Below are 22,827 nucleotides of genomic sequence, written 5' to 3'. Positions count from 1 at the left end.
CGAAAGTACCGCGAAGGAAAGGGCTCATTGGTTTTTGCCGCGCTGTCCCAGCCAGAAGGCCAGCACCACCAGCACGATGGAAATCACCAGCATCAGGGTCGAGATCGCATTGATTTCTGGCGTTACGCCGGACTTGATCGCCGAGAAGATGTACACCGGCAACGTCGTCGAACCGGGACCGGCCACAAAGAAGGTCATGATGAAATCGTCGAGGCTGACCACGAACGCCAGCACCGAACCGGACAGTACCGCCGGCCATAACAGCGGCAAGGTCACCCGGCGAAACACCTGCCACGGGTTGGCGTACAAATCGTTCGCCGCCTCCAGCAAGCTCTTGTCCAAGTCGTTGAGCCGGGCGCGGATCGGCAGGTAGGCGAAAGGAATGCAGAAGCCGATGTGCGCAACAATCACCGTCAGCAAACCGAGCTTGATCCCCAGCGCCATGAACAGCAGCAGGGTGGCGACGGCGGTGACGATCTCCGGCAGGATCAGCGGCAGGTTGATCCCGCCCTCGACCATCTTCTGTCCATAGAACGGCCGGTACGTCGCCAACGCCGCGAGCAACGCAATGGCCGTGGCACACACCGTGGCGATGCCGGCGACGATGATCGAGTTCAGCGCGGCGGTCTGGATCGACGGGTTGACCAGAATCCGCCCGTACCAGGCGAAGGAGAACTCGGTCCACACCGTGGCCGAACGGTTGGCGTTGAAGCTGTAGGCGATCAGCACAAAGATCGGCACGTACAGATAGGCCAGGATCAACAGGCTGACTTCACGGGTCAGGGGCAGTTTTTTCAGGTGCAGTGCGATCATGCGGTGGCTCCCCGGCGTAGAGTTTTGGCGGCGCTGCGGCTATAGAGGGCGTAAAGCAACAGGGACAGCAGCAGAATCCCCAGCAACAGGAACGACAGCGAACTGCCCAGCGGCCAGTTACGCGCGGTGCCGAACTGTTGCTGAATCAGGTTGCCGATCATCAGCGTCTTGCCGCCGCCGAGAATCGCCGGGGTGATGAAGGCACCGAGGCTCGGCACAAACACCAGCAGTGCACCGGCAATCACGCCGGGCATCGACAGCGGCAGGATGATCCGCCGCAACGCATGCCTGCGATTGGCGCCGAGGTCGTAAGCCGCTTCCACCAGACGCCAGTCGAGTTTTTCCAGGGTCGAGTAGATCGGCAAAATCATGAACGGCAGGAAGCTGTAGACCAGCCCGACGCTGACCGCGAAGTCGTTGTAGAGCAGGGTGATGCCACCGGCCTGGGGGAACAGCGCGTTGAGGCTTTGGGCGGCCCAGCCATGCTCGCGCAGGATGATCAACCAGGCGTAGTTGCGGATCAGCAGGTTGGTCCAGAACGGAATGGTGATCAGCAAGACCATGAGGTTGCGCCGCCGCGGTGTCAGGCTCGACATCCACAAGGCCACCGGGAAGCCGAACAGGAAACACAGCAACGTGGTGCCTCCGGCCTGGAACACCGAGCGCAACAGCGCCTGGGCGTAGACCCAGTTCAGTTCCAGTTCACCGTCGAAACCTTCCTGGAAAAACAGCTGCACGTAGCTTTGCAATTGCCAGTTGGCCTGCCAGTCGACGCCGCCGTAAACGTTGCGCGGCAGCAGGCTGATGTAGCCCATGATGCCGAGCGGAATGGCGATCAGCGCCAACAAAGTCAGAACCACCGGGCTGAGCAACAGCGCACGGTTGAGGGCGGGAGAAGTGCTGCTGACGCTCATCTCAGGCCTCCATCAACAGGCAGGCGTGGGGCGGCAGGTTGACCGCGACGCGATCACCGACCACCCGGCCGCGGTTCAGGCCTTCGTTGTTCTCGCGCAGCATGACCTTGATGTCGTTGTTCAACCGGCACTGGTAAAGGGTCGCGGTGCCGACATACAACACCGCTTCAATCACGCCGCGCAGGTGATGCGGTTGCGCCGGGTCGACCAATTGCGAGCGTTCCGGGCGGAACGCCAGTTGCACGCTGGCGCCATCGAAGCATTGAGCCGGGCAAGGGATTTCCACCGGCATGCCGCTCGGCACGAACAGTTTTTCGTTCTGCTGGCCGCGCTTGAGGTGGCCGGGGAGGAAGTTGATGTCGCCGATAAATTGAGCAACGAAACGGTGCTGCGGTCGTTCGTAGATATCGTTCGGTGTGCCGATTTGCAGGATCTTGCCGGCCGACATCACGGCGATACGATCGGACAGGGTCAGGGCTTCTTCCTGATCGTGGGTGACGAAAATGAAGGTGATCCCGGCTTCTTTCTGCACACGCTTGAGTTCGACCTGCATTTCCTTGCGCAGCTTCAAGTCCAGCGCTGATAGCGGTTCGTCGAGCAACAGCACTTTGGGTTTCGGCGCCAGGGCCCGGGCCAGGGCCACGCGCTGCTGCTGGCCACCGGACAACTCGGCCGGTTTGCGCTGGGCCAAGTGTTGCATTTGCACCAGCGCCAGCATCTCATCGACCCGTTGCGGGATGAGCTTGCGATCAAGACCCTGCATCTCGAGGCCGAAGGCGATATTCTGCGCGACGCTCATGTGCGGAAACAGCGCGTAGCTCTGGAATACGGTGTTGACCCGGCGCTTGAACGGTGGCAAATCATTGACCGGTTCGCCCGCCAGACGGATCTCGCCCTCGCTGACCTGTTCGAAGCCGGCGATGGTGCGCAGCAGGGTCGTCTTGCCGCAGCCGGAGGGGCCGAGCAGGGTGAAGAATTCATTGTCGGCAATGTCGACTGAAACGTTGTCGAGGGCTGGAGCCAGCCCCGGATCGTCGGAATACCGCTTGGAGACGTTACGCACTTCAATCGCTGTTGGATGACCCATATTGGTGCATTCCTCTAATTATTGTATGCAATATCTGGATGCAATCTAGAAATAACCGGATTAATCTGCTCGTGCAACCCCCTTTTTCAAAGGCTGCTCATCGCCTGGGGCCGGTTGTTTAGCGCTAAAGGAGTGTTCAGATGACCGAGAAAAAACTCGAGACCACGGTCGACCGCGTCTACCAAGGGGTTTACGAGGCGATCAGCAAACGTTCATTGCGTCCCGGCATGAAGCTCGGCGAAGCATCATTGGCCGAACTTTTTAATGTCAGCCGGACGTCGGTTCGTGCCGCGCTCAAACAGTTGGAGGCCGATGGCCTGGTCACCACCGAGCCCAACAAAGGGGCGTCAGTGTCGTTGCCCAGTGATGAGGAGATCCGCTCGCTGTTTGAAACGAGGCGCCTGATCGAGATCGGCATCGTCACTGAGCTCTGTCGTCGTCGTGATACTGCCGTGACCCAGGACCTGCGTGATCACCTGTTATTGGAGGATGAAGCGCACCGCAGCGGCGACCATGAACGGCTGATTCATTTGCTCGGCGAATTCCATATCAAACTCGCGCAAAGCCTGAACAACCCGGTGTTGCTGGACTGGTTCCGCAAACTGATTTCCCGCGCCTCGCTGTACGCCGCCGCGCTGGATGACGACAGTCACGAAGCTTGCCGCGACGATGAACACCTGCGGCTGATCGAGTACATCGAAGCCGGCAACCAGAGCGCCGCGATTGAATTGACCTGCATGCATTTGAATGGCATCGAGAAGGCGATTCTCGACGTCGCCGCCACGTTGAAAACCGGCTACCACCCGCTCAAGCACCTGATCGAGGTTTAGCCACGCTGAAACCGTGTAGCAGCTGTCGAGCCTGCGAGGCTGCGTTCGGCTGCGAAGCAGTCGTGAAATCAGACACCTCGGTGTGTCAGGACAAACTCTCATGTAGGGTTTACGACTGCTTCGCAGCCGAACGCAGCCTCGACAGCTGCTACAAAACCGTCAGGGCAAACCCACAAAAATCTGCAAATCAAGAATCAGCTAACCTCTATGAAACCATTGGCGGCTGCGATGCTCGAAACAAACGGGCACGCACCGTCGTCATGCCGTTGCGATCCCTCAAGCCAGTCATCTACAGGGATACAGAGTCAGTCGATGCAGTTTCTAGACGATAGCCATGGGTGTGCAGGCTGGAACGGTGAAATGGCCGGGCGCATCCGCGCGTTCGACTGGAGCCTGACTGAGCTGGGGAACATGGACACCTGGCCCGGAAGCCTGTGCAGCGCGGTGCAGTTAATGCTCGCGTCGCCACTGCCGATGGTGATGCTGTGGGGCCGCCCCGGTTACATGATCTATAACGATGCGTATTCGAAGTTCGCCGGTGGCCGCCATCCTTACCTGTTGGGTTCCCCGGTGGAACTGGGCTGGCCGGAAGTCGCCGACTTCAATCGGCATGTGGTCGACACCTGCCTGGCCGGCGGCACCTTGTCCTATCGCAATAAAGTACTGGAGTTGCTGCGCGACGGGGTTCCCGAAGACGTCTGGTTGGACCTCTATTACAGCCCGGTGGCGGATGATGACGGGAAACCGGCCGGGGTCATGGCGATGGTGGTTGAGACCACCGAGCATGTGATTTCCGAACGCCGCCGTCAGGCCGCCGAGGACGCCTATCACGCCGACAACGAACGGGTGCGCCTGGCGCTCAATGCCGGGGCTTTGCTCGGCTCGTTCGTCTGGGACATCAAGGGCAATGCGCTCTCCGGTGACGAGCGTTTCGCCCGCACCTTTTCCTACCCGCCGGAGCAAAACCTGGCCGACCTGCCAACGGACATCGCCGAAGCACGGATCCATCCCGATGACCGCAGCTGGGTGCAGGAGCAGATCAATCAATCAGTGGAAACCGGCGAACCCTTTAACGCCGAGTATCGGGTCCTGCGTCCGGATGGCAGTTATCTGTGGGTGCAGGCGAGTGGTGGCTGCGAGTTCAATGAGCAGGGCGAACCGTTCCGTTTTCCCGGGGTGTTGATCGACATTCACGAACGCAAGACCGCCGAAGAATCCCTGCTCAAGTTCACCCGCAACCTGGAACAGCGCGTTGCCGACGAAGTCGAAGCGCGTCTGGCCGCTGAAGAACAACTGCGTCAATCGCAGAAACTCGAAGCCATCGGCGGCCTCACCGGCGGCGTGGCCCATGACTTCAACAACCTGTTGCAGGTGATCGCCGGCAATCTGCACTTGCTGGCGCGGCATGAGCCGGACAACGCCAATGTGCAGCGTCGGGTCAGTGCGTCGATTGCCGCGGTCGAACGTGGCGCCAAACTGTCTTCGCAACTACTTGCGTTCGCCCGTCGTCAGCCCTTGTCGCCAGCGGTCTGCGATCTGCGGCAGGTCTTCGATGGGCTCGGGGAATTGTTGCAGCGGGCGCTGGGGGAAACCATCCAGATCAATGTCACCGCGGCCGAAGCCCTTTGGTACGTCTACGTGGACTGCAATCAACTGGAAAACGCCATCCTCAATCTGGCGATCAATGCCCGTGACGCCATGAATGGCGAAGGGACCATTGACTTGAACGCCGAGAACATCGCCCTTGATAGCAAGTTTTGTGCAGGCAAGGGTATCGTTGCCGGCGACTATGTCTGCGTAGCGGTGGCTGACAGAGGGGCTGGCATGTCGCCGCAGGTGCTCGCGCAGGCTTTCGAACCGTTTTTTACCACCAAGGCCGATGGCCAGGGCACGGGGCTGGGCCTGAGCATGGTGTTCGGTTTCGTCAAGCAGAGTGGCGGGCATATCGAGATTTCCAGCGTGGTCGACCAGGGCACTCGGGTGCAGCTGTATTTCCCGCGCAGCCTGCGCCCGATGCTCAACGAAACGACACGTCATGACCCGCAACAGCGAGGCGGACACGAAACCATTCTGGTGGTCGAGGACAACGAGGCGGTGCGCAGCTCAGCGGTAGAGCTGCTGAGCGAAGAAGGTTATCAAGTGCTGACGGCGGCCAACGGTGACGTCGCGATGCAGATGTTGCTGGATGGCGCCGCGGTAGACCTGATTTTCACCGACGTGGTCATGCCCGGCCTGATCAAAAGCTCGGACCTGGCCGCCTGGGCCAAGGTGCAGACGCCGCCGGTGGCCGTGCTGTTCACCTCGGGCCACACCCGTGACATTATCTCGCGCAATCATCAACTCAGTCCGGATACCTATTTGCTGAGCAAACCTTATAGCCCCGAGGCGCTCACCCAGATGGTTCGCACCGTCCTCAATGGCTAACGCAATTAAAATGTGGGAGCGGGCTTGCTCGCGAAGGGGCCGTGTCAGTCGATAGAGATGTCAACTGAGAGACCGCTTTCGCGAGCAAGCCCGCTCCCACATTTTGATCGAGTATGGACCCACGCTATCAATCATTCCTTAGAACTCTCAAATCAAGGCTGGTCCATGACTTCCAATCCCCCCTCCGGCATGGTCAGGGTGCGCGGCGCCCGGGAACACAATCTCAAAAACGTCGATGTCGACATCCCCCGGGATGCCCTGGTGGTGTTCACTGGCGTGTCCGGTTCGGGGAAATCGTCGTTGGCGTTCTCGACCCTCTACGCCGAAGCGCAACGCCGCTATTTCGAATCCGTGGCGCCTTATGCGCGGCGCCTGATCGATCAGGTCGGCGTGCCGGACGTCGACTCCATCGAAGGCTTGCCGCCGGCGGTGGCGCTCCAGCAACAACGGGGTACGCCGAGCACGCGTTCTTCGGTGGGCAGCGTGACGACATTGTCGAGCCTGATCCGCATGCTGTATTCCCGGGCCGGCAGTTATCCGCCGGGGCAACCGATGCTCTATGCGGAAGACTTTTCGCCCAACACGCCCCAGGGCGCGTGCCCCGAATGTCATGGATTGGGGCGGGTGTATGAAGTCACGGAAGCGTTGATGGTCCCGGACCCGAGCCTGACCATTCGCCAGCGCGCGGTCGCCTCCTGGCCCACCGCCTGGCAGGGACAGAACCTGCGCGACATTCTGGTGACGATGGGTTACGACGTCGATAAACCCTGGCGGGATCTGCCGAAAAAACTGCGCGACTGGATTCTCTTCACTGAAGAAACACCCACGGTGCCGGTGTATGCCGGGCTCACCCCCGAAGAAACCAGAGTCGCGCTCAAACGCAACATGGAACCGAGTTACCAGGGCACGTTCACCGGCGCCCGGCGCTACATTCTGCACACCTTCAGCCACTCACAAAGCGCGCTGATGAAGAAGCGCGTCTCGCAATTCATGCTCGGCAGCCCGTGCCCGTTGTGCGACGGCAAACGGCTCAAGCGCGAGGCGTTGTCGGTGACCTTTGCCGGTTACGATATTGGCGAGTTGTCGCAGATGGCGTTGCTGCAAGTGGCCGAAGTCTTGAAACCAGTGGCCGCTCACAGCTACCTCGAACAGGCCGAGGCGGCGGGCGAAGTATTGACGCACGACCAGACCCGCGAAGCCCGCGAGCAACGAGTGGCCCACGGCGCCAGTGGTCACGCCAACGCGCCGGATGTACGCCACACACCGAACCTGTCAGTGGAGAAACGCCTGGCCGCGCAGCGGATCGCTCAGGACTTGCTGGAACGGGTCAGCACGTTGACCGATCTGGGGCTCGGTTACCTGGCGCTGGAACGCAGCACGCCGACGCTGTCGTCCGGCGAGTTGCAGCGTCTGCGCCTGGCGACGCAATTGGGTTCGCAGTTGTTCGGCGTGATCTACGTGCTGGATGAACCGTCGGCCGGATTGCACCCAGCGGATGGCGAAGCATTGTTCGAAGCTCTGCAACGCCTGAAGGCTGCCGGCAACACCTTGTTCGTGGTCGAGCATGACCTGGAAACCATGCGCCGCGCCGACTGGTTGATCGACGTAGGCCCGGCGGCCGGCGAGCATGGCGGCCAAGTCCTGTACAGCGGACCGCCGCCAGGGTTGGCGCAGGTGACGAGCTCGCAGACGCGCGCTTATCTGTTCGCCGAGCAGGTCACTCAGCCCCAAGCCAGCCGCAAGGCGAACGATTGGCTACGACTGGAAGGCATCACTCGCAATAACCTGAACAACCTCAGCGTCGAGTTTCCGCTGGGTTGTTTTACCGCGGTGACCGGCGTCTCCGGTTCCGGTAAATCGAGTCTGGTCAGTCAGGCGCTGCTGGAACTGGTGGGCGCGCATCTCGGGCGAGCGGCAAGTGACAGCGAACCCGAAGCGTTGAGCCTTGAGGATGACGCACCGCAAGTCAGCGGCGGTCAGGTCACGGCGGGGCTGGAATCGATCAAGCGCCTGGTGCAAGTCGATCAGAAACCCATTGGCCGCACGCCGCGCTCGAATCTGGCGACCTACACCGGTCTCTTTGACAACGTGCGCAAACTGTATGCCGCCACACCCGAGGCGCAGACCGAGGGTTACGACGCGGGCCAGTTTTCCTTCAACGTCGCCAAGGGTCGCTGCTCGACGTGCGAAGGTGAAGGCTTTGTCAGCGTCGAGTTGCTGTTCATGCCCAGCGTCTATGCACCGTGCTCGACCTGCCACGGCGCGCGCTACAACCCCGAGACGCTGGCAATCATCTGGCAAGGGTTGAACATCGCCCAGGTGTTGCAACTGACGGTGGACGAGGCGGTCACGGTGTTTGCCGAACAACCGGGTATTCGCCGCTCGCTGGAGGTGCTGCGCGATATCGGCCTGGGTTACCTGCGCCTCGGCCAACCGGCGACCGAGCTGTCGGGCGGCGAAGCCCAGCGGATCAAACTGGCCACCGAGCTGCAACGCAACCAGCGCGGGGCAACGCTGTATGTGCTCGACGAGCCCACCACGGGTTTGCACCCAAGGGACGTCGATCGCTTGCTCGAACAGTTGAATACGCTGGTGACGGCGGGGCATACGGTGATCGTCGTCGAACATGAAATGCGCGTGGTGGCGCAGAGTGACTGGGTGATCGACATCGGCCCGGGGGCGGGGGATCAGGGTGGCAAGATTGTTATTGCAGGCACACCGCAGAAGGTCGCCAAGAGTAAAAAGAGCCGGACGGCGCCGTTTCTTGCAAGAACCCTTGGTATGGCTTGATTTTGCCGATGCCTGTGCTGGCCTCTTCGCGAGCAAGTTCGCTCCCACAGGGGATTTGTGAACACCACCGATCCAATGTGGGAGCGAGCCTGCTCGCGAAGGCAATCTATCTGGCGCTGTCGAGCGTGCGCCGCACCTTGTCCAGCAGTTCATTGATCTGGAACGGCTTGATCAGCATCTCCATGCCATCACCGAGGAACACCTGACGGTTGATCGCGGTTTCGGCGTAACCGGTCATGAACAGGATCGGCAGCTTTTCGCGCCAGCCCCGTGCCACATCGGCCAGCTCGCGGCCGCTCATGCGCGGTAGCCCGACGTCCGTCAGCAACAGGTCGATGGACTCATCGTTTTGCAGGCGCTCGAGGGCACCTTCGATGTCGCCCACCTGCGTGCAACGGTAACCGGCATCCACCAACACTTCGGCCACGAACATGCGCACCGACGGCGTGTCCTCGACGATCAACACATGTTCGCCGGCACCCTGATGATCGACGGTGGCTGGCTCGCCTTCGCCGGCCGTGGGGTCTGAACAGGCCGGCAGCATGATGGTCACTTCGGTGCCGCGCCGGGCGACGCTGCGGATGTGCGCATCGCCACCCGATTGCCGGGCGAACCCGTAGATCGTCGACAAGCCCAGCCCGGTGCCCCGGCCCAGCGGCTTGGTGGTGAAAAACGGGTCGAATACCTTGTTGATCACGCTGTGTTCGATACCGGTACCGTCATCGCGCACAGATAACGCGACATAGGCGCCATCGGCCAGATTGGGATCGCCATGGGAATAGGCGGCATAGGTGCTGACCCAAATGTTGCCGCCCTGGGGCAAGGCATCGCGAGCGTTGATCACCAGATTGAGCATCGCGCTTTCGAGCTGAATGGGGTCGACCAGGGCGATGGCGGCTTTAGAGGTCAATTCGAGTTTCAAGGTAATGCGCTCGCCGATGGTGCGCACCAGCAGTTCCTCAAGGGAACGCACGTGCTCGTTGATGTCCACGGGCCGGGTATCGAGTGGCTGTTGGCGCGCGAAGGCGAGCAGGCGATGGGTCAGGGACGCGGCACTCATGGCCGAGTTCAAGGCGGCTTCGGCGTAAAACTGAACCTTGTCGGTGCGTGAGGCGGCGATCCGTTTCTGAATCAATTCCAGGCTGGTGATGATGCCGGTCAGCAAGTTATTGAAGTCGTGGGCAATGCCCCCGGTCAGCTTGCCCAGTGCATCCATTTTCTGCACTTGCAGCAGCTGAGCTTCGGTTCGCGCCCGCTCGGCGACTTCTTTGGCCAACTGCGTGGTGGCATCGTCAAGCCGGGCCAGGTGCGAGCGTTTGCGGTGTCGGTGTTCAGTGACATCCTCGACAAACACCAGGCTCAGTTCCGGCGTGCGGTACGGCGAAATCTGCCACTCGGTTTCACGAGTCTCGCCGTGGACCCGCATGCTCAGGGTGCCTTTCCAACGCTCGCCATAGGCCAGACGCAGACGCAGTTCCTCGATGACGACGTCCTGATCCTCGGCAAAGCACTCGCGCAGGGTGTCCGGGTTGAGGTTGTTCTGAATCAGCTGCGCGAATGCATGGTTGCATTCATGCACCTTCAACTCGGCATCCAGCACCGCGATGGGCGCCGAGACATTGACAAAGATTTCCCGAAACCGCGCCTCGCTTTCGCGCAGGGCATTTTCGGTTTCACGCACCCGCAGCAAGGTGCGCAAGGTCGCGAGCAGCACGTCCGGGTCTACCGGGTGGATCAGGTAGGCATCGGCGCCCGCGTCCAGGCCGGTAATGATGTCGCCGGTCTGGATCGAGGCCGCCGAGACGTGAATCACCGGTAGCAGGGCGGTGGCGGGTTCGGCGCGCAGTTTGCGCACGATGTCGAAGCCGCTCATGTCCGGCAGATTGACGTCGAGTATCAGCGCGTCGATCGTCACGCTGTCGATCAGCTCCAGGCCTTCGGTGCCGGTGCCAGCTTCGAGCACTTCATAGCCGTGGCGTTCCAGGCGCCGGCGCAGGGCGTAGCGCGTGGCGATGTTGTCGTCGACGATCAGCAAACGGATGTCACGCTTCATCGACAGGCTCCAGAGCAATGACCAACAGCTGTACATGATCAACAAGTGTCCGTTCACTTGAGCATAGTCAAAGGGTCGGCGATCCATTCGATGGAACGTTGCTTGCCGGGCGGTTTCGAATCTTCAAGGCTCGACTGTTTCAGCCGCGCACATGCAGTGATGAACGAGGTACTTATGCAAGAAGACAGTGATCTTGAGGAAAACGCAAAAACCGCCGAACCGGAAAGCGCAGACGAAGCGGTCGACCAGAAGCAACTCCACACCGATAACGACAATGAGTTCAGCCCGGGTTTCAAGCCCAATCCCGACCGGCCCAAACCCGGGGATGACACCGATGCCGATATCGACACCGATGGTGGCTAGTCAGGGATTGAAAAAGGCCGCATCAAACGGTGCGGCCTTTTCGTGGGAGGGCTATTTGCCCGGATGAGCCGCCTGGAGCTGTTTCGCCATATCCAGATGCTTCTCCAGCGCCGGCAGCATTTTTTGCGCGAAACCTTTCAGGTCCGTGGCGCCTTTGACTTTGTCGTCCGTCACGGTGTTGGCTTCTTTCTTGAACAGCTCGATGGTGTCTTCGTGAGCCTTCACCTGATTGTTGGCATAGGCCGCGTCGAAGGATTCATCGCGCAAGTCGAGGATTTTCTCTTTCGCCTGTTTGACCAGCGTCGTGCTGTCCGGCACCTCGATGTCATTCTTTTTCGCCAGCGCCGCCAGTTCATCGTTGGCCTTGGAATGGTCGGTGATCATCATGTTGGCGAATGCCTTGATGTCCGCCGATGAGCTTTTTTCCAGGGCCAATCGGCTCGTTTCGATTTCCGCGATGCCGCCCGCGGCCGCGCTGTCGACGAAGTCATTGGAAGTGGCAGCGAACGCCGTGCCCATGCTGGTGCTCAAGGCAACGGCCAACGTGAGGTGGCGCAGGGTAAATCCGTCCATTGGTTATTCTCCACATAGGTTTTCATGGGCGATCGATTGATCGTTAACGTGTGGAGGTCGACGAGCGGACAAAGGTTTTATTGCGTTTGCGGCATGGCGACGAACGGGCACCGCTGGTCTGATAGGCGGTCGACAGAACCGGCTAACCGAGGCCATTCTGATAGTTGGTGAACGCTATTGATCGCGTTTGCCTCCGATCAACAAACGGAGGTGTTCCATGCCGGTGCCACACGACCTTTATCAGGATCTCAAACTTTCAAAGGAAGATATCCAGCAAAAACGCACCAAGGATCCGTTACTGGATTCACTGATCAACAAGTATTCGCAGGCGGACGCCGAGGTCGTAAAGGCCGAAACCGCCAAATCGGATGCGCCCAGCGATGACGCATTGAAGAAACTCAAGGAGAAGCGCGTGCAGGTTAAGCAAAAGATCGTTGATCGGCTCCAGACGCCGTCCTGACGCGCCCTGTCTGGTCACCGACGATCGGTGACTGAAAAATTTGAACGGCGATAAATACCGGCACCTCGAATGTTCAGAGTCCGAATTTACGGCTCCATGCGAGGTGCCCCCATGAATCCAAAATTCCCCAGCGAAGAGCAGGGTGGCTACGACCCCATCCCGACACATCCCGAACCCCTGAGTCCAGGACGCACCACCGTCAATCCGGAAGATGAACCGGGCATCGACGAATTGCCGAATAACGAAGGTGCCATCCCGATGGACGAGGATGACTCCACCGCCATGGACCCGGAAAGGGTGCTTGAAGAAACGGATAACGCGGTACGCGATGGTGAGGTGGATCCGCGTTGAGTCAGGCACGTTTACTGTTGCAATGCCTTGCTCAACGGCAATCGCGTCATGTTTTTCGCCTTCAACGACCCGAAGTACAACCAATCTCCATACTCGCGAACGGTAGTGATTGGCGAGTAGTTGTCGCGGCTACCGTCCTGCAAGTTGGCGATCACTTTACCGTCCAGATCCAGGCCCAGCGCGAAGGCGCGTTTCTCCACCGGTTTCGGCAGGACAGTCATGGCTCGCACGATCATCTTGCGCACGAAGGGATGCGGTGCGGTGGCATCGAGCAGTGCGTTGCGCGGTGCATAAAGCGCCACCCAGAAGCGGTCGCGGCCATTGAAGGCGAGGTTGTCCGGCAACCCTGGCAAGTTGTCGATGAATAGATCGTGGGTGCCGGCTTTGGGGCCGCTCAACCAGTAACGACTGATGCGATAGGCGCCTGTTTCGTTGACCAACACAAAGGCATCGTCCGGTCCCAACGTCACGCCGTTGGCGAACTCCAGCTTATCCAGCAGGACCGCGGTCTTGCCGGTCTGGAAGTCATAACGCAGCAAGCGGCCATCGCCGCCATGCTCGATGATCGCTTCGCCGTCACTGCCGTAGCCAAATCGACTGGAGGCATCACTGAAATAGGCGTAGTGCCCGGACTTGTCGATCGCCACGTCGTCGGTGAAACCGAAGGGCACGCCGTTGGCCGCCGTGGTCAATGGAATCAACCGGCCCTGGCCATCCAGTGACAGCAAGCCCTTGACCCCGTCGGCAATCACCAGCAAGCCGTTGGGGTGACGGGCCAGCCCCAAGGGTCTGCCGCCCGTATCGGCCAGAACCTTGGTGACCTTGCCGTCGAGGCTGGTACGGATCAATCGGCCGTCATGCAAACCCGTGATGAGGACGTCTTCCTCCAGCAGCAACGCTTCCGGTCCGTCGATATCAGCGGCGCCGACGCGCTCCACGTCTTTGAGGCGCTGATTGTCGGCGTAGATGCCGCTGGTGAGGGAGGGCGCCGGTGGCGGTGTCCAGGCCACCGGTTGAACCTTGGTCGGCATCAGCAGCAGAAAGGCGCCGATGGCAACGATCACCAGCAACACCACATGGCGAAACTTGACGGTTCGACTCACGCGCTGACTCCTGCCGGGGCCAATTGTTTTTGCGCCATCTCACGCAACGCCAGCATCGACGCTGCCGACTCACGATCGATGCGACGCTTGAGCAACAGTCGATTGGCAATGCGCATCGCCAGGCCGCTGAACTGATACTCCAGCGTGCGGATGAAGCGTGTGCCGTCGCCCAAGGCCTCGCATTCGTAAGTCACCGCTAAAGACAACCCGTGATCGTCATGGGCCCAGGCACTCCAGCGGCGTCCTGGCAGGTATTCGTTAACCTCCCAGTGCAAGTGTCCCTCACGCCCGCCCGCCTTGATGTCTTCCTCAAACCGCCCCCCGGCATGCAATGGACCGCTCTGGCCATCGACCTTGAAGGACGAAGGATGCCACTCCGGCCAACGGGTCACGGTGCTGGCATAGGCGAGCACGTCAATCGGGTTTCCAGCAATGTCGATCTGATGCTGCATGCAGGTCATGGTCGTTCTCGTCGGGTGCAGGTCCGTTGGCTCCGGTTCCCAATAGAGGGTGCCGAACAGGTAGTCCATCAGCGGAAAAACGATATTGAAATTGCGTTCCTGCATCAGCTCACGACGGTGATGCAGTTCATGCAGGCGGCGCATCTGGCGGATCCACGGCAACCGTGTGACGGGGTTCTCGGGTGGCAGGTGCTCGCAGGCATGGAACACTTCATAGGTCAGGTAGCCGAGGACCAGGCAGCCGCCGAATAACCCGCCGACGTTGGCATCGAACTGCGCAAGCAGCCACCAGACGGGCAGGGTGATGACGACCGTGTGCAACACGATCAGCCAGGCTGGAAACAAAATCACCCGCCAGTCCCGAACGCTGTTGTAGGTCATATGGCCGGGGGTGAAAAAACTGTGATGGTCGCCGGCATGGCGGGCGTAGAACATTCGCGCGAAGTTTTTTTTATGATGCCCCAAGTGCCGATGGACCATGTACACGCCGAAGTTGAAAAACAACAACGTCAACGGCACCGCCAGCCATTCCAGTGGCTGTACCTGGTGCACGGTGCTCCAGAATCCGCCGATGGCCAGCACCCCGAACAGCAGCACAAAAGCGCCGTGCAGCCATGGGTTGTAGAGCGGATGAATAGCAGCGCGGTAGCGGGCGCGGAATGCTTCGGTGGTTTGCCTCACTGCGTTCACCTGTTGTTTTTGTTATCTCCAGCAGATTAGACGATCCCGGCGTTTTAGGAGGGCCGAACCGTGAGGCCACAGATGCCATGATCCGGTGCAAACCGGATTCAGGTCAGCGGGTTCCAGCGCTGCGACCAGTCATCGTCGGATTTGATCACTTCGCGCAGCAGGTCGAAGGCGTGTTGCAAGGTCGCGGAGTCGCGGTCGCGGGAGTAAACCAGATAGGTCGGGTAGCTGAATTCCGGGGCTTTGGGCACTTGCTCCAGCACACCGCTTTGCAGATAACTCTGGACCACCCGGGTGCGGAAGTAGCCGCTGCCGCCGTTTTCCAGAATGTACTGCAAGCCCAGTGGGCCGAGGTTGAAGCTCAACGCAGCTTTGGCTTTTTCCGGCAGGGCCGCATCGTGCTGACGGCGGAAGTCCGGGCCCCAGTCGATGTACACGTAGGGATCCGGTCGTGCGGCCAGGCGGATGAGGACCAGTTTTTCTTCCAGCACCTGCTCGACTTGCAGGCGCGGCCAATACTCGGGCTGGTAAACCAGCGCTGCATCCAGAACCCCCAGTTCCAGTTGGCGCAGCAGGTTCTCACCGTCACGGATTTCCATGCGCAGGGCGTGGCTGGGAATCTTCTCGCGCAGCGCGCCGGCCCAACTGAGCATCAGCGGGTTGCACAGACTGACCTCGCCACCGATGTGCAACACGTCGCGGTAACCCTCGGGCAGCGGCAAGTCCCGTCGCGCCGCTTCCCAGGTTTCGACCAGTTGATTGGCGTAGACCACGAAGGCTTCACCGTTAGGCGTCAGGCGCGCACCGGCGCGGTTGCGCACGAACAGGGTGCTGCCCAGTTGACTCTCGAGTTTCTGCACGCGCGCGGTGATCGCGGTCTGGGTGACGTGGAGTTTTTCGGCGGCTGCGGCAAGGCTGCCGTGGCGGACGATTTCCAGAAAGGTGCGGGCGAGATCGATGTCCATTGGGCGGCCGGTACAGGAGGTGCGCCATTGTAAGAGCACCGCTCACCTGTGGCGAGGGAGCAAGCTCCCTCGCCACAGATTCTCCTTTCACTTGGCGATTCGTTCAAAACGCAAAGCAGGAGCAACCAAACGCTCCCCAGAAACCGGCGAAATCACTGACCGGCGCCGAGGACAGCCGCGCCCGTTCATGGCTATGCGCATGCACCGCGCAAGCCCCGACACATTGATGAACCTGCGCCGTCAGCGGCGCCAGGGGTTTCCAATGGCCCGGTACTTTGGCAACGGGCGACCATTCAGGCACCACGGGGACGGGAGGCGGTCCGAGTTTTTCAAACTCGACGCTGCCGTAGACGATCTTGCCGTCGACGATGGTCAGGACCGATTCGATCCATTTGACCGCTTCATCCTCGATGTGGAAGTAGTCCGCCGACAGCGCAATCAGGTCCGCCAGTTGCCCGACCTTGATCTGGCCTTTCTTACCTTGCTCGGAGGAAAACCAGGCGCTGCCGTGGGTGAAGAGTTCCAGCGCGGTATCGCGGCTCAAGCCTTGCGGGTACAGCGCCAGACCACCGACGGTGCGACCGCTGACCAGCCAGTACAGCGAAGTCCAGGGGTTGTAGCTGGACACGCGCGTGGCATCGGTGCCGGCACCGACCGGAATGCCTTCGGCCAGCATACGAGCGATGGGCGGCGTGGCTTCGGCAGCCTTGGCGCCGTAACGGTCGACGAAGTATTCGCCCTGAAATGCCATGCGGTCCTGGATCGCGATGCCGCCACCCAAGGCTTTGACACGTTCAATGTTCTGCGGGGTGATGGTTTCGGCGTGGTCGAAGAACCACGGCAAACCGTCGAACGGAATGTCGCGATTAACCTTCTCGAACACGTCGAGCATGCGGCTGATGGATTCGTTGTACGTGGCGTGCAGACGGAACGGCCAGCGCTGTTCCACCAGATGGCGGACCACCGGTTCCAGTTCCTGTTCCATGGTTTGCGGCAGGTCTGGGCGGGGTTCGAGAAAGTCTTCGAAGTCGGCCGCCGAGAACACCAGCATTTCCCCGGCACCGTTATGCCGTAGAAAATCGTCACCCTGACCGTAGTGGGAGGTGTTGGTCCAGTTCTTGAAGTCGGTCAGCTCTTCCTTGGGTTTCTGCGTGAATAGGTTGTAGGCAATGCGCACCGTGAGCTGCTGGTCTTTGGCCAGTTGCTGGATGACTTGATAGTCGTCCGGATAATTCTGATAACCGCCGCCGGCATCGATGGCGCTGGTGACACCCAGGCGATTGAGTTCTCGCATGAATTGGCGGGTGGAGTTGACCTGGTATTCCAGCGGCAGTTTCGGCCCCTTGGCCAGGGTCGAGTAGAGAATCATCGCGTTGGGGCGGGCGATCAGCATGCCCGTCGGGTCGCCATTGGCATCGCGCTGGATTTCGCCACCCGGCGGGTTCGGCGTGTCACGGGTATACCCGACCACCTTCAACGCGGCGCGGTTGAGCAGTGCGCGATCATAGAGGTGCAGGACGAATACCGGGGTGTCTGGCGCGGCCTTGTTCAGTTCATCAATCGTCGGCAGGCGTTTTTCGGCGAACTGGAACTCGTTCCAGCCACCGACCACCCGCACCCATTGCGGCGTTGGCGTGCGGTCCGCCTGATCCTTGAGCATGCGCAACGCATCGACCAGTGAGGGGACGCCTTCCCAGCGCAATTCGAGGTTGTAGTTGAGGCCACCACGGATCAGGTGCAGGTGCGAGTCGTTGAGACCGGGAATCACCGTGCGACCGTGCAGGTCGATAATTTGCGTGCCGGGGCCTTGCAGGGCCATGGCCTGGGCATCGCTGCCGACCACCACGAAGCGTCCGTCCTTGATCGCGACGGCGCTGGCTTGAGGTTTTTTGCGGTCGACGGTGTGCAGGCGTCCGTTGTACAGGATGAGGTCGGCGGGGGCGTCGGGCATGGTTTTACTCCCTGCGATTAGCGGGCTGATCCAGGCACCGACGGCGCCTGCCGAAAGGCCTTGCAGTACACGTCGGCGGTTAAATCCGTCGTGGTCGTCAGGTGGGCTCATGGCAATGCTCCGCGCAAAGGCTCTTGATAAAAAAAGCGAGGGCAAACAGCCGATGTCTGACGCATGCGGCCAGAAGGAATATAGACGGCAAATCCACAGGTAGCCGTTTTCCAATGGCGAAAAACGACGAATCCCGCCACGAGGGGCGGGATTCGTTTGCAGCCAGGCGAGCCCCCGAAGGTCGGGAGCAGCGCGATTAGGCCGGGAACAGCTCGGACAGTTTCATGGCCAGCATCATGTCGCCTTCAGCGCGCAGTTTGCCGCCCATGAAGGCTTGCATGCCGTCGGTTTCGCCGCTGACGATGCCTTCCAGGGTTTCGCCGTCCATCACCAGAGTCACCTGGGCGTCCGGGTTTTCGCCTTCCTGGAGCTCGCAGGTGCTGTCTTTGACGATCAGCGAGAAGTTCTTGGTGTCGTCGATGCGGAAACCGAATACCAGGTCCAGACCGGCAGCAGCGGCTGGGTTGAACTTGGCTTTCATTGCTTGTACGGCATCAGCTACGGAGGTCATGGTTCGATCCTTTCTTGGGTAATTAGAGCTGGGTGAATACAGCCAGGGTCACAATAGTCCGGACTCAGCGAAACGTGATGAGTTCCGGGGTCTTCAACAGTTGCAGGTGCGCATGACTGTTGAAAGAAGACAGAGCCACCTCGCGACCGCGAAACTTCAGCAGGTTGAGCGAGGTGTTGACGATTTGCCAGTTCAGTTCAAACGCCTGCTTTGCTGGCATTTGCGTAATGAGATGGAGCAGGGCCGTGATAGTGCCGCCGGAGGTGAACACGGCGATTTTCTGGGTGTTGTCGGCGCTTTCGAGGATTCGCTGCAGACCGGCTTGCACCCGTTCGACAAACCCCAGCCAGCTTTCCAGGCCAGGAGTGTCATAAGTGCCGGCGAGCCAGCGCTCGATGATCAGAGCGAAGATGCGCTGGAACTCGCCACGGTTTTGCGCGGCATTGCGCAGGATGTGCAGCGCTTCGGGCTCGTCCGGTAACATCGCTGGCAGCAGCGCGCGGATCACCGCGTCGGCGTCGAACTCATTGAAAGCGGAATCGATTTCCAGGACGGGAACCGGCAAGCCTGCCGCAGCGAACTGTTCCAGTGCGCTGTTGGCCGTGTGCTGCTGGCGGCGCAGGTCGCCCGAGAGGCAGCGATCGAAGCTGATGCCCAGCTCGGCGAGGTGCTGACCGAGGACTTCTGCCTGGCGAACACCGGTGGGCGACAGGACGTCATAGTCGTCTGCACCAAAGGAGGCCTGGCCATGTCGAATCAAATAGATACTGCCCACGTCCGCTTCATCCCGGTACGTTGAAGGTTCGGCGAGGTTATGAGGATGAGGGTGAGCTGTCAATGAAAAAACATACGCTTGTTTGAAATGCCCGTTACAGGGCTGTTGCCAGAGGTTTCACGGCTGGCCGCCGGGGCGGCGCATGGGTATGCTGGAGGTATCCCGCGCGCGTTTTTGCAGCGCATCGTATTAAAGGAGTCCCTGTGGAGTTTTTTGCCGAGTACGCAGTTTTTCTGGCTAAGACCGTGACACTGGTGATCGCCATTCTGGTGGTCCTGGCCAGTTTCGCGGCATTGCGCAGCAAAGGTCGGCGCAAGTCGGTCGGCCAGTTGCAAGTCAGCAAACTCAATGATTTCTACAAAGGGCTGCGTGAACGCCTGGAGCAAACCTTGCTCGACAAGGACCAGCTCAAGGCCTTGCGCAAGGTCGAAGCTAAAACCGAGAAAAAGCAAAAGAAGAAAACCGAGGCCAAGCCACGGGTGTTTGTGCTCGATTTCGACGGCGACATCAAGGCATCGGCGACTGAAAGCCTGCGCCATGAAATCACCGCGCTGCTGACCCTCGCCACGCCCAAGGATGAAGTGGTGCTGCGTCTGGAAAGCGGCGGCGGCATGGTTCACAGCTACGGCCTGGCGTCCTCGCAACTGGCGCGTATCCGTGATGCCGGTGTGCCGTTGACCGTGTGCATCGACAAGGTCGCGGCAAGCGGCGGCTACATGATGGCGTGCATCGGCGAGAAGATCATCAGTGCGCCGTTCGCGATTCTCGGCTCGATTGGCGTCGTGGCGCAGTTGCCTAACGTCAACCGCCTGCTGAAAAAGCACGACATCGACTTCGAAGTGCTGACCGCGGGCGAGTACAAGCGCACCCTGACGGTGTTTGGCGAAAACACCGAGAAGGGCCGCGAGAAGTTCCAGGAAGACCTGGACATCACTCACCAGTTGTTCAAGAACTTCGTCTCCCGCTATCGCCCGCAACTGGCCATCGACGAAGTGGCCACCGGTGAAATCTGGCTCGGCGTCGCGGCGCTGGACAAGCAACTGGTGGACGAACTCAAGACCAGCGATGAATACCTCGCCGAACGTGCCAAGAAGTCCGAGCTGTACCACTTGCACTACGCCGAACGCAAAAGCCTGCAGGAGCGCATCGGCATGGCGGCCAGCGGCTCGGTAGATCGTGTGCTGCTGAGCTGGTGGAGCCGGTTGACCCAGCAACGCTTCTGGTAAGCACCGTCGCGTAATCGTTTACGCCGGACACAAAAAAAGCCCTGAACCGGATTTCCGATTCAGGGCTTTTTGTTGTACGCGTGCTTAGCGGCGACGGAACAGTGGCATTGGTTCGTCGGTAGCAGCCTGATAGGTCACCGAGAAGTCCTTGAGACCTTCCAGGGCTTCGTACGGGTCTTTATCGGCGCGGATCGCAAAGGCGTCGAAACCGCAGCGGTGCAGGTAGAACAGCTGGTCGCGCAGCACATCGCCGATTGCCCGCAGTTCGCCTTTGAACCCGTAACGGTCACGCAGCAGGCGGGCGTTGGAGTAGTTGCGACCGTCAGTGAAGGCTGGGAAGTTCAGGGCGATCACCTGGAAATCTTCCACGTCGTCACCGATTTCTTCCGCTTCTTCATCGGCATCCAGCCACACGCCCAGGCCGCCATCGCGGGCCTTGAGCATTCGGCTGTGTTCGCGCCACAGCTGCAACGGGACGATCAGGTCGTCGCAGTTGCTGATCTCGTCGATGTTGAAGTCCTTGGGCAGCAAGTGCCAGGTTTCGTCGACGACTTCGTTGTTCTTAATTATTCGCTGCATAGACGCGCTCCTTGAAGAGGTCGATGCCAATACGCTGATAGGTGTCGATGAAACGCTCGTCTTCGGTACGTTGTTCGATGTACACGTCGATCAGCTTTTCAATCACATCAGGCATGGCTTCCTGGGCGAAGGACGGGCCGAGGATCTTGCCCAGGCTGGCGTCACGACTGGCGCTGCCACCCAGGGACACCTGGTAGAACTCTTCGCCTTTCTTGTCCACCCCGAGGATGCCGATGTGGCCGACGTGGTGGTGACCGCAGGCGTTCATGCAGCCGGAGATGTTCAGGTCCAGTTCGCCGATATCGAACAGGTAATCCAGATCTTCGAAGCGACGCTGGATCGACTCGGCGATCGGGATCGACTTGGCGTTGGCCAGGGAGCAGAAGTCGCCGCCCGGGCAGCAGATGATGTCGGTCAGCAAGCCGATGTTCGGCGTGGCGAAGCCCTGCTCGCGCAACTCGCCCCACATCGCAAACAACTGACTTTGTTCAACGTCGGCCAGAATGATGTTCTGCTCGTGGGAGGTGCGCAACTGACCGAAGCTGTAACGATCGGCCAGGTCGGCAACGGCATCGAGCTGCTTGTCGGTGATGTCGCCCGGCGCAACGCCGGTCGGCTTCAGGGACAGGGTCACGGCCACATAACCTGGCTTTTTGTGGGCCAGAGTATTGCGGGTGCGCCAGCGCGCGAAGCCTGGGTGTTCTTTATCGAGTTCGGCCAACGCCAAGGTCTGGTTGTCCAGAGCCTTGTACTCGGGGTCGACGAAGTGTTTGGCGACGCGATGCACTTCGGCTTCGGTCAGCGTGGTCTGGCCACCGCGAAGGTGTTCCATCTCTGCGTCGACTTTTTGCGCGAAGACTTCAGGTGTCAGGGCCTTGACCAGAATCTTGATCCGCGCCTTGTACTTGTTGTCACGACGGCCGTAGCGGTTGTAGACCCGCAGGATGGCGTCGAGGTAGCTCAACAGGTCTTGCCACGGCAGGAATTCATTGATGAACGCGCCCACCACCGGGGTACGGCCGAGACCACCACCCACCAGCACACGGAAGCCCAACTCGCCAGCAGCGTTGTGCACCGGCTCAAGGCCGATGTCATGGACTTCAATGGCCGCACGGTCGGAAGTCGAACCGTTGATGGCGATCTTGAACTTGCGCGGCAAGTAAGCGAATTCAGGGTGGAATGTCGTCCACTGACGAACGATCTCGCACCATGGGCGCGGATCGATCAGCTCGTCGGCAGCGACACCGGCGAACTGGTCGGTGGTGACGTTGCGCAAGCAGTTGCCGCTGGTCTGGATCGCGTGCATTTGCACGGTCGCCAGTTCGGCAAGGATGTCCGGGATGTCTTCCAGCGCCGGCCAGTTGAACTGTACGTTCTGCCGGGTGCTGATGTGGGCATAGCCCTTGTCGTAGTCACGGGCAATCCTGGCCATCATTCGCGTCTGGCGCGAAGTCAGTTGGCCGTAAGGCACCGCCACCCGCAACATCGGCGCGAAGCGCTGGATATAAAGGCCATTTTGCAGGCGCAGAGGGCGGAATTCTTCTTCGCTCAGCTCACCTGCCAGATAGCGTCGGGTCTGATCACGGAACTGCTTGACGCGGTCCTCGATGATCCGCTGATCGTACTCGTCATATACGTACATATAAGTCCTGTTCTCAGGCTTGGGCCGGTCGGATCCAGTTGCGTTTTTCGCCTAGAAGTCTCCGATACTGCCTCGGCAATTCTGCGCGCACGGCCGCGCACTCCCAACGGAGCCGGGGCAAGATACCAGTTTGCAGTTATGCGCAAAAGTGATGTTTG

The 22,827-nt window shown here is 60.1% G+C and carries 20 protein-coding genes; 7 read left to right on the top strand and 13 right to left on the bottom strand.

The window, feature by feature from the left end; genetic code table 11:
• Positions 1-24 precede the first annotated feature (24 nt).
• From ACA056_RS16380 to ACA056_RS16370, 3 genes are read right to left on the bottom strand one after another with little or no spacing between them, the layout of a single operon-like run.
• A complete protein-coding gene (locus ACA056_RS16380; protein ID WP_497266112.1) occupies positions 25-813 on the bottom strand; it encodes an ABC transporter permease in 789 nt (262 codons plus the stop codon).
• Positions 810-1,727, bottom strand: coding sequence for an ABC transporter permease (locus ACA056_RS16375; RefSeq protein WP_497266110.1), 918 nt, complete (start codon positions 1,725-1,727; stop codon positions 810-812). Before ACA056_RS16375 ends, ACA056_RS16380 begins: the two co-directional genes overlap by 4 nt.
• Position 1,728: 1 nt before the next feature.
• Complete coding sequence (locus ACA056_RS16370; protein WP_497266108.1) at positions 1,729-2,814, bottom strand: ABC transporter ATP-binding protein; 1,086 nt, start codon at positions 2,812-2,814, stop codon at positions 1,729-1,731.
• Positions 2,815-2,954: 140 nt separating this feature from the next.
• On the opposite strand from ACA056_RS16370, the gene ACA056_RS16365 reads away from it, so the two are divergent.
• The 3 genes from ACA056_RS16365 (at position 2,955) to uvrA (ending at position 8,858) form a co-directional block, all read left to right on the top strand.
• Positions 2,955-3,644: a GntR family transcriptional regulator gene (locus ACA056_RS16365; protein ID WP_008154995.1), complete on the top strand. Its 690-nt coding sequence runs from the start codon at positions 2,955-2,957 to the stop codon at positions 3,642-3,644.
• Between the two features lie 312 nt (positions 3,645-3,956).
• Entirely contained in the window at positions 3,957-6,068 is a 2,112-nt protein-coding gene (locus ACA056_RS16360) for a hybrid sensor histidine kinase/response regulator (RefSeq protein ID WP_497266106.1), read from the top strand.
• A gap of 165 nt (positions 6,069-6,233) precedes the next feature.
• Positions 6,234-8,858: an excinuclease ABC subunit UvrA gene (gene uvrA, locus ACA056_RS16355; RefSeq protein WP_497266104.1), complete on the top strand. Its 2,625-nt coding sequence runs from the start codon at positions 6,234-6,236 to the stop codon at positions 8,856-8,858.
• Positions 8,859-8,964: 106 nt separating this feature from the next.
• Here the strand turns inward: uvrA and ACA056_RS16350 are convergent, their stop codons facing one another.
• The gene (locus ACA056_RS16350) at positions 8,965-10,911 is read right to left on the bottom strand and encodes a PAS domain-containing hybrid sensor histidine kinase/response regulator (RefSeq protein ID WP_497266102.1); all 1,947 of its coding nucleotides are present in this window, start codon (positions 10,909-10,911) and stop codon (positions 8,965-8,967) included.
• Positions 10,912-11,085: 174 nt separating this feature from the next.
• On the opposite strand from ACA056_RS16350, the gene ACA056_RS16345 reads away from it, so the two are divergent.
• The gene (locus ACA056_RS16345) at positions 11,086-11,274 is read left to right on the top strand and encodes a hypothetical protein (RefSeq protein WP_497273612.1); all 189 of its coding nucleotides are present in this window, start codon (positions 11,086-11,088) and stop codon (positions 11,272-11,274) included.
• Positions 11,275-11,325: 51 nt separating this feature from the next.
• On the opposite strand, the gene ACA056_RS16340 is transcribed toward ACA056_RS16345, so the two are convergent.
• Positions 11,326-11,847, bottom strand: a complete 522-nt coding sequence (locus tag ACA056_RS16340; protein ID WP_497266100.1) for a DUF4142 domain-containing protein — start codon at positions 11,845-11,847, stop codon at positions 11,326-11,328.
• Positions 11,848-12,064: 217 nt separating this feature from the next.
• On the opposite strand from ACA056_RS16340, the gene ACA056_RS16335 reads away from it, so the two are divergent.
• A complete protein-coding gene (locus tag ACA056_RS16335; RefSeq protein ID WP_076030754.1) occupies positions 12,065-12,307 on the top strand; it encodes a DUF465 domain-containing protein in 243 nt (80 codons plus the stop codon).
• 111 nt (positions 12,308-12,418) lie between these two features.
• Positions 12,419-12,658, top strand: coding sequence for a hypothetical protein (locus ACA056_RS16330; RefSeq protein WP_497266098.1), 240 nt, complete (start codon positions 12,419-12,421; stop codon positions 12,656-12,658).
• Between the two features lie 11 nt (positions 12,659-12,669).
• On the opposite strand, the gene ACA056_RS16325 is transcribed toward ACA056_RS16330, so the two are convergent.
• The 6 genes from ACA056_RS16325 to ACA056_RS16300 form a co-directional block, all read right to left on the bottom strand.
• Positions 12,670-13,761, bottom strand: a complete 1,092-nt coding sequence (locus ACA056_RS16325; protein WP_497266096.1) for an SMP-30/gluconolactonase/LRE family protein — start codon at positions 13,759-13,761, stop codon at positions 12,670-12,672.
• Positions 13,758-14,903: an SRPBCC family protein gene (locus ACA056_RS16320; protein ID WP_497266094.1), complete on the bottom strand. Its 1,146-nt coding sequence runs from the start codon at positions 14,901-14,903 to the stop codon at positions 13,758-13,760. The genes ACA056_RS16325 and ACA056_RS16320 overlap by 4 nt, the downstream gene beginning before the upstream one ends.
• A gap of 107 nt (positions 14,904-15,010) precedes the next feature.
• Positions 15,011-15,874: a LysR family transcriptional regulator gene (locus ACA056_RS16315; RefSeq protein WP_111449840.1), complete on the bottom strand. Its 864-nt coding sequence runs from the start codon at positions 15,872-15,874 to the stop codon at positions 15,011-15,013.
• A 103-nt stretch (positions 15,875-15,977) separates the two neighbouring features.
• The gene (locus tag ACA056_RS16310; RefSeq protein WP_497273547.1) at positions 15,978-17,825 is read right to left on the bottom strand and encodes an amidohydrolase; all 1,848 of its coding nucleotides are present in this window, start codon (positions 17,823-17,825) and stop codon (positions 15,978-15,980) included.
• 307 nt (positions 17,826-18,132) lie between these two features.
• On the bottom strand, positions 18,133-18,447 hold the full coding sequence (locus tag ACA056_RS16305; protein ID WP_008154977.1) for an SCP2 sterol-binding domain-containing protein: 315 nt from the start codon (positions 18,445-18,447) through the stop codon (positions 18,133-18,135).
• A 64-nt stretch (positions 18,448-18,511) separates the two neighbouring features.
• Complete coding sequence (locus ACA056_RS16300) at positions 18,512-19,222, bottom strand: histidine phosphatase family protein (protein WP_497266091.1); 711 nt, start codon at positions 19,220-19,222, stop codon at positions 18,512-18,514.
• A 203-nt stretch (positions 19,223-19,425) separates the two neighbouring features.
• Between ACA056_RS16300 and sohB the strand changes: the two genes are divergently transcribed.
• A complete protein-coding gene (sohB, locus tag ACA056_RS16295) occupies positions 19,426-20,448 on the top strand; it encodes a protease SohB (RefSeq protein ID WP_489263264.1) in 1,023 nt (340 codons plus the stop codon).
• Positions 20,449-20,532: 84 nt separating this feature from the next.
• On the opposite strand, the gene ACA056_RS16290 is transcribed toward sohB, so the two are convergent.
• Together ACA056_RS16290 and ACA056_RS16285 are read right to left on the bottom strand one after the other, a co-directional pair.
• Entirely contained in the window at positions 20,533-21,027 is a 495-nt protein-coding gene (locus ACA056_RS16290; RefSeq protein WP_497266088.1) for a DUF934 domain-containing protein, read from the bottom strand.
• Positions 21,011-22,669, bottom strand: a complete 1,659-nt coding sequence (locus ACA056_RS16285; protein ID WP_497266086.1) for a nitrite/sulfite reductase — start codon at positions 22,667-22,669, stop codon at positions 21,011-21,013. The genes ACA056_RS16290 and ACA056_RS16285 overlap by 17 nt, the downstream gene beginning before the upstream one ends.
• Positions 22,670-22,827: the final 158 nt, after the last annotated feature.

This window comes from Pseudomonas sp. LBUM1666 (genome assembly GCF_059695775.1).
The sequence above is the reverse complement of the archived record's forward strand: the minus strand, read 5'-3'. Positions and strand labels throughout refer to the sequence as shown.

Coding starts and splice junctions, on each gene's coding strand:
- ACA056_RS16305 (WP_008154977.1), bottom strand. CDS start 18,447: ATGACCTCCGTAGCTGATGCCGTACAAGCAATGAAAGCCAAGTTCAAC.
- ACA056_RS16335 (WP_076030754.1), top strand. CDS start 12,065: ATGCCGGTGCCACACGACCTTTATCAGGATCTCAAACTTTCAAAGGAA.
- ACA056_RS16350 (WP_497266102.1), bottom strand. CDS start 10,911: ATGAAGCGTGACATCCGTTTGCTGATCGTCGACGACAACATCGCCACG.
- ACA056_RS16370 (WP_497266108.1), bottom strand. CDS start 2,814: ATGGGTCATCCAACAGCGATTGAAGTGCGTAACGTCTCCAAGCGGTAT.
- ACA056_RS16380 (WP_497266112.1), bottom strand. CDS start 813: ATGATCGCACTGCACCTGAAAAAACTGCCCCTGACCCGTGAAGTCAGC.
- ACA056_RS16290 (WP_497266088.1), bottom strand. CDS start 21,027: ATGCAGCGAATAATTAAGAACAACGAAGTCGTCGACGAAACCTGGCAC.
- ACA056_RS16360 (WP_497266106.1), top strand. CDS start 3,957: ATGCAGTTTCTAGACGATAGCCATGGGTGTGCAGGCTGGAACGGTGAA.
- ACA056_RS16285 (WP_497266086.1), bottom strand. CDS start 22,669: ATGTACGTATATGACGAGTACGATCAGCGGATCATCGAGGACCGCGTC.
- ACA056_RS16365 (WP_008154995.1), top strand. CDS start 2,955: ATGACCGAGAAAAAACTCGAGACCACGGTCGACCGCGTCTACCAAGGG.
- ACA056_RS16340 (WP_497266100.1), bottom strand. CDS start 11,847: ATGGACGGATTTACCCTGCGCCACCTCACGTTGGCCGTTGCCTTGAGC.
- ACA056_RS16315 (WP_111449840.1), bottom strand. CDS start 15,874: ATGGACATCGATCTCGCCCGCACCTTTCTGGAAATCGTCCGCCACGGC.
- ACA056_RS16345 (WP_497273612.1), top strand. CDS start 11,086: ATGCAAGAAGACAGTGATCTTGAGGAAAACGCAAAAACCGCCGAACCG.
- ACA056_RS16310 (WP_497273547.1), bottom strand. CDS start 17,825: ATGCCCGACGCCCCCGCCGACCTCATCCTGTACAACGGACGCCTGCAC.
- uvrA (WP_497266104.1), top strand. CDS start 6,234: ATGACTTCCAATCCCCCCTCCGGCATGGTCAGGGTGCGCGGCGCCCGG.
- ACA056_RS16330 (WP_497266098.1), top strand. CDS start 12,419: ATGAATCCAAAATTCCCCAGCGAAGAGCAGGGTGGCTACGACCCCATC.
- ACA056_RS16375 (WP_497266110.1), bottom strand. CDS start 1,727: ATGAGCGTCAGCAGCACTTCTCCCGCCCTCAACCGTGCGCTGTTGCTC.